This is a genomic window from Desulfosarcina sp., from assembly GCF_041551955.1.
Lineage (GTDB): Bacteria > Desulfobacterota > Desulfobacteria > Desulfobacterales > Desulfosarcinaceae > Desulfosarcina.
The window spans coordinates 1-5,564 of the sequence record NZ_JBFELV010000335.1 but is presented as its reverse complement, the minus strand read 5'-3'; the positions used below and the strand labels follow the sequence as shown (position 1 = coordinate 5,564).

The window sequence follows — 5,564 nt, the reverse complement described above, 5'->3', positions numbered from 1 at the left end:
TTTCATTGACGCGTGGCCAATGCATCAGGCCTCAATTGGGTATCGGCAGTTTTGAGATGTTCTTGAATCGTAATGGAGAAAACGAGGGGTCAGGCAAGATCCCTGATGTCATATCGGGTGATCAGTCTTGACAGGTAGGTTCGCTGGATATCCATGACCTTGGCGGCTTTGCTTCTGTTTCCACCGGTATGTCTAAGGTTGAGCAGGATAAATTCTTTTTTAAATTCGTTGAGGGCTTCGTCGAGCGTGAGTCCGACCTTCAGGCCGGCAAATTTTGGCAGAGAGGCGGTGATGGGCAAATCTTCCGGCATGATGGTTTTTCCGTTACCCATTACCACGGCACGTTCTATGGCATTTCTCAATTCGCGAATGTTGCCTGGCCAGTTGTAGCGGGACATCTTGTCCATGGCCGCTTCGGAGATGGTCAGTCCGGACAGGCCGGTTTCCTTCTTGAAGACCGCGAGGAAATGGTCGACCAGAGAGGCAACGTCTTCGAGGCGTTCTCTCAGTGGTGGTATATTGAGTTGAACCACGTTCAGGCGGTAAAACAGATCCTCCCGAAACTTTCCCTCCTCCACCTCTTTCTTCAGGTTTTTATTGGTCGCCGACAGGACCCGCACATCAACGGTGATGGGGGTATTCCCACCGACGCGGTAAAACACCCCCTCCTGAAGTACTCTGAGCAGTTTGGCCTGAATACCCTGGGCCATCTCCCCGATCTCATCGAGAAATAAGGTCCCTTCATGGGCGGTTTCGAATTTTCCGAGTTTGCGGCCCGCTGCTCCGGTAAAAGCGCCTTTTTCATGGCCGAAAAGCTCCGATTCCAAAAGGGGTTCAGGCAAGGCGGCACAGTTTAGAACCACGAGCGGCTTCTCTTTGCGGGGGCTCTCACGATGGATCAGGCGTGCCAGCAGTTCTTTACCCGTACCGCTTTCACCTTGAATCAGGGCAGTGGTTTTGGTGCGGGACAGTTTCTGGGCGTCCTCCAGGACTTTATTCAGGATAACGCTTTTGCCGATAATCTGGTGTTTTTCGCCCAGCTCTTTCTTCAGGTCCTGATTCTCCTGACGAACCTGCTCAAGGCTTCTTGCACTGCCGATGGCCAGGGCGGCAAGGCTTGAAAATTCTTCGAGAACAGCCATGTCCGCATGGGTAAACTGGGTGTTGTCCTTTTTGTTGATGACCTGGACGACACCAATGGTCGTGCCGTTGATTTTTAAGGGAACGCAGGCCATGGAACGGGTCGCATACTCAATGCTATCGCTGATTTCGCGCATCCACCGGTTGTCTTGCTGGGCATCGGCAATGAGCAGGGGTTGGCCGGTTTCGGCCACGTGGCCGGCGATTCCCTGACCGATCTTAATCCTGAATTCTTTGACTTCGTCGCCCTTGGCGCCGGTGGTCACCTTGAAATAGAGCGTGTTGGTGGTTGGGTCCAGAAGAAGCAGTGAGGCGGCTTCTGCACGAACAACCCCGGTCGCCGATTCGATGATCAATTGGAGGAGTTTGTCCAAATCCTGTACAGAAGAAACCCAGGATGAAATGGCCTTCAACTGATCAATGGGCGCGTTGGCATCGCAGGTGTCTGTTTTCATATCCTATGATCTTTACGGCGATTTGGTCTGTGATTGGAAATAGATAGTTGCTGCCTGGTATTAAATGTACAAACCGGACTTATATTAGCTCATGCAGCCATCAAGTGTCAAATCAAATAATGGATATCATTAAAGATTAGACGTTGCTGAAGCCATCGTGGGCAACAGGGCGACCAGGGCCTCACTGCTACCGCGGCGGATAAAGATTCCCCGGCCCGATTGCATGGCCAGACCGGCAAAAAGATTATCGGCCAGGTTGATGTCAAACATTAGACCGCCCTGGCTGATTACCCGTTTCACGATCTGGTTGGGTACCGTCGTGGCCCCGGCAGTGCCTACGGTGATCAGCAGGCGAGTCCGTTTCGCCGTCTCAATCATGCTGTTATGATGATAATGGCGTTCGTTATAGGTTTCATCGAACCAAAGCACGTGAGGGCGAAGCCAGCTGCTGCAGTTCGCGCATTTCAACGACTGGCGCGCGGCGCCGGTCAGCGGGCTTCCTTTTGCCGTTGGGGTCACGCCCTCAGGCAGAAAGAAGGTCCCATCCGTAGAGGTCGAAGCACAGCGGACCTGGAACATATTGCCATGAATCTGAAGCGTTCGCACAAGGCTATGGCCGGCGCGGATATACAGGTTGTCCACGTTTTGGGTGGTCAGCGTAAATCGGTGGGTTAAAAGAGATTCCATGGATGCCAGCGCCGGTGAGAACGATTATACGCCCATTGTCCTGGATGACTTCCGTCAATATTTGATTGGCCGATGTTGTGTTCAATGGTGTTCACGCCGAATGCCGTTGGTCATGGAATTGCCCATTCAGTCTGCCATGTGTCTTTCCAATCGATCGCCAGGGTGACATGTGCGCCTTCGCTGCCCGCGGGAAGGCGTCACCCCTCACCGGCGGCGGTATGCTGATGAACCGCTTGTGATTCGACGGGAAATCGTTTACATAAGCGGTTATAGGTTCAGCGTTTCAAGGTTTCAGACACCCAGATTCTCGGCGATCCGCTGACCCCACAAACCTGGAAGGGTTACCTTACATCCAAAGGAATCGGGTGCCATGATTCAGCCGCAAAACAACCGAATCCCGAAAAAGGTGAAAACCGTCCACCTGATTGCCGTCTGCGGAACGGCCATGGGAGCCCTGGCCTGCATGCTCAAGGATATGGGGTACCAGGTCACCGGTTCAGACAACAACATCTACCCGCCGATGAGCCGCTTTCTGGATGAAAAGGGCGTTATCATCATGGCCGGGTTTGACGGCGCCCACCTGGCGCACCGGCCGGATCTGGTTGTGGTCGGCAACGCCGTGTCGCGGGAAAATGCAGAAGTGGTCGCCACCGAAGAATTGGCCCTGTGTTATTGCTCCATGCCCCAAGCGGTCAATCATTTCGCCGCTGCCGGCAAGCGCCAGGTGCTGGTGGCGGGAACGCACGGGAAGACAACCACGTCGGCCATTCTCGCCTGGATCCTTTTCTCCGCCGGCCGGGAGCCTTCATTTATTATCGGCGGCATCCTGCCCAATTTTATGAGCAACTACCGAACCGGAAGGGGAGATTGCATTGTCATCGAAGCGGATGAATACGATACCGCTTTTTTCGATAAAGGCCCCAAGTTTCTGCATTATACCCCGGAGGCCGCCATTTTGACCAGTATCGAATTTGACCATGCCGACATTTATCGGGATCTGGACCATGTCCGAGACGCGTTTGGACGGTTTATCGCGAAAATCAGGCCGGATTCACTTCTGGTCAGCGTTGACGATGATCCCAATGTCACCGGCCTTACCGCGTCGGTGGCGTGTAAACAGCTGTCCTACGGCGCGAAAACGGATTCACCCTGGCAACTGGGGCAAACCTTGATTCGACCGCCCGTCACTCATTTTCAAGTCGTCAAGAATGGACAAGAATATGGAACGTTCCGCACCCGGATGATCGGTGCCCACAACCTCAAAAATATCCTGGCGGCCATTGCGGTGGCCGACCACCTGGGGGTGACGCCGAAAGAAATCGCCGGCGCGCTGGACAGTTTTTCCGGCGTGAGGCGTCGTCAGGAGATCCGCGGTGAAAAGCGGGGTGTCATTGTGATGGACGATTTTGCTCATCATCCCACCGCCGTAAAGGAGACCCTCAGGGCGGTCAGATCTCACTTTTCAAAAAACAGGATTGTTGCCGTTTTCGAGCCGCGGACAAACTCGAGCATGCGCCGGGTGTTTCAACAGGATTATGCAACCGTGTTCGATCCGGCGGACCGAATTTGTGTCAGAAAGCCCTCGATGCTTCAAAAAGTTCCCGAAGCGGAACGATTTTCCAGTGAACGGTTGGTTGCCGACTTGAAACAAAGGGGCAAGGATGCGACCCATTTTGAGGATACGGAAGCGATCATTGACGACCTGGCCCGCGCATCGGTGGGAGGCGATGTGATCCTGATCATGTCCAATGGGGGGTTCGACAACATCCACGAAAGGTTGCTGGAAACATTATGAAAACAGAATCCTCGTTCGATACCTTGCAGTTACCTATTGAAGGTGCGTCAACCGTCTGAGTCTGAAGCACAACTGGCCTCGAAGTTTTTTTCAGTTGATAACCATCTCCCGAACGCATCGATTCTTCAGCATTCGGCCGGTCGAATGATCGGCCGTTTAGCCGGCAGCGCCGCGTGAAGAATGATTGGACCGCGTGTCGCACCAGTCAGCCCTGATGCGGATCGGGCAAAACATCAAAAAAAAGGAGATTGGACATGAAAAAAGTACTGTGGATCGTATTGCCGGCCATCATGTTGTTCGTAGGAACCGCCGGGGCTCAGGATCAGAATCGGATTGCACCCATGCTCGAGAAAGGGACCAAGGAGTTGGGTTTCAACGGTTCCATCGATTTCGAGGGACCCGCGGGGGGAATGGATGTTGACCTGGATCTACGTTATGGCTACTTCCTGGCCCGTTATATCCAAATCGGTGGATTCGGCAACTATTCCAGAACCATGGACGGAGATGTGGATCGATACGGACTGGGTGGGTTCGGCGAATATCATTTTTTCGGCTCTGGTTGGGCCCGAACGATTCCCTATGTTGGCGCAGACTTAGGCCTTTATGCGCTGAATTGGGATGCCGGAGAGAACCAAAACGCCGTGGTATTTGTTCCACGGATTGGAATCAAGTGGTTTTTGCGTGATTATGTGGCGGTCGACACCAATTTTTACCTGGGCTTGGCAACGGAGGATATTTACATCAACGACAACAGCGGCGATAAATATGACTTCGGTATCAAATTCGGCTTGCGGGTCTACTTCTGATAAACATTTTCGTAGATCCTTGTGGTGAGGACTCCTGATTTCGGGATGCCTACCTATGCGCGGATGGATGGGGAATAGGAAGGTACGGCCTTGGTTTTGCCCTTATCTTTTTTTGATCCTCAATCCTTCCTGACGATCCGCTTGGGCGAAAAAATATGCTTGATGGCGTCAACCCCTTGTCCACAAGAGCGCAGACCATTCAGATTGCCAATGATGGTGCCAAAAAGGAGAAATAACTAGTTTCCCGTGTGTTAGGGGCAGTAAAACAAGTAAACAGTGTTAACTCAGCCACCGGTTTCAAAAAGGTATCTCAGCCAGCAAGGATGTCATCGGTCATGCTTTCAAAAATTAAAAAGTTAAATTAAACAATGGTTTAAAATAAAACGAACGTCCTCCATGGTTAAACCACCCACTCTGATTCGCTGCGAGTCGACGATAAAAACCTTGACAATGTCATTGCTTTAAATTACTTGCATCTTGCATTCGAAAAGAATGAAATTTATTTAAAAACAAGTAATTAAAAGGGTTGATAGGTCTATAAAACCATCCGGGAAGACAATTGAACCTCCCCGGGGCCTCGCTGAGCGGGGTCTCTGCTTCGCTCCGTCAAGTCGCGGGGGATCATCATGGTAAGCACAAAAAATTGATTTTCAGTTTACTTGCCAGTCCCGCCGCTTGAGG

4 protein-coding genes are annotated in these 5,564 nt (G+C 52.1%); 2 read left to right on the top strand and 2 right to left on the bottom strand.

The window, feature by feature from the left end; translation table 11 throughout:
* Window positions 1-89: 89 nt before the first annotated feature.
* Both ABYV26_RS19430 and ABYV26_RS19425 read right to left on the bottom strand, forming a co-directional pair.
* Window positions 90-1,595: a sigma-54 interaction domain-containing protein gene (locus tag ABYV26_RS19430; RefSeq protein WP_372683014.1), complete on the bottom strand. Its 1,506-nt coding sequence runs from the start codon at window positions 1,593-1,595 to the stop codon at window positions 90-92.
* Window positions 1,596-1,724: 129 nt separating this feature from the next.
* Window positions 1,725-2,282, bottom strand: a complete 558-nt coding sequence (locus ABYV26_RS19425; protein ID WP_372683013.1) for a Sir2 family NAD-dependent protein deacetylase — start codon at window positions 2,280-2,282, stop codon at window positions 1,725-1,727.
* Between the two features lie 370 nt (window positions 2,283-2,652).
* Between ABYV26_RS19425 and mpl the strand changes: the two genes are divergently transcribed.
* Together mpl and ABYV26_RS19415 are read left to right on the top strand one after the other, a co-directional pair.
* Window positions 2,653-4,077, top strand: a complete 1,425-nt coding sequence (gene mpl, locus ABYV26_RS19420) for a UDP-N-acetylmuramate:L-alanyl-gamma-D-glutamyl-meso-diaminopimelate ligase (protein ID WP_372683012.1) — start codon at window positions 2,653-2,655, stop codon at window positions 4,075-4,077.
* A gap of 254 nt (window positions 4,078-4,331) precedes the next feature.
* The gene (locus ABYV26_RS19415) at window positions 4,332-4,883 is read left to right on the top strand and encodes a hypothetical protein (RefSeq protein WP_372683011.1); all 552 of its coding nucleotides are present in this window, start codon (window positions 4,332-4,334) and stop codon (window positions 4,881-4,883) included.
* The last annotated feature ends 681 nt before the right edge of the window (window positions 4,884-5,564 follow it).